Genomic DNA, 607 nt, shown 5'->3' with positions numbered 1-607 from the left:
CGAGGGGCTGTTCGCCGAGCGGGTGGCGCTGCTGACGGCGGTCCGCCGGCGTGACGCGGACGCCGGCCGTGAGCTGCTCGCGGGGACGTGGTCCAGCGAGCGGGCCGAGGACCGCCTGATGTTCCTGGACTCCCTGCGGGAGTGCCTGGGCCCGGCGGACGAGCCGTTCCTGGAGCAGGCGCTCACCGACCGCAGCCGTACCGTCCGGGCGACGGCCGCGGAGCTGCTCTCCGCGCTGCCGCGGTCCGCGCTGGCTGCCCGGATGGCGCTGCGGGCCCGCGCCTGCGTCGGTCTCGACCGCACGGGTGTGACGGACCGACCGGGGCTGGTGGTCGAGGCGCCGCACGAGTGCGATGCGGGCATGCAGCGCGACGGGGTGGTGCCGAAGCCCCCGGCGGGGCGCGGTGAGCGGTCGTGGTGGTTGAGCCAGGTGGTGGAGGCGGCGCCGCTGGCCGAGTGGTCCCGGCATCTGGGCGGCCGGAGCCCGGTGGAGATCGTGGCGCTGCCGGTGGCCGACGACTGGCAGGCCGACCTGCACACCGCGTGGGCGCGGGCCGCGATCCGTCAGCAGGACGCCGGCTGGGCCCGGGCGCTGATCGGCAAACCG

1 protein-coding gene is annotated in these 607 nt (G+C 77.1%); it reads left to right on the top strand.

The genetic code is table 11. The annotated features are described in order from the left end of the window. Positions 1 to 607: DUF5691 domain-containing protein (locus tag ACYVE9_RS30110; protein ID WP_461031026.1), on the top strand; the 607-nt coding region annotated here is incomplete at both ends.

It is taken from the genome of Streptomyces sparsus (genome assembly GCF_054776295.1).
The sequence above is the reverse complement of the archived record's forward strand: the minus strand, read 5'-3'. Positions and strand labels throughout refer to the sequence as shown.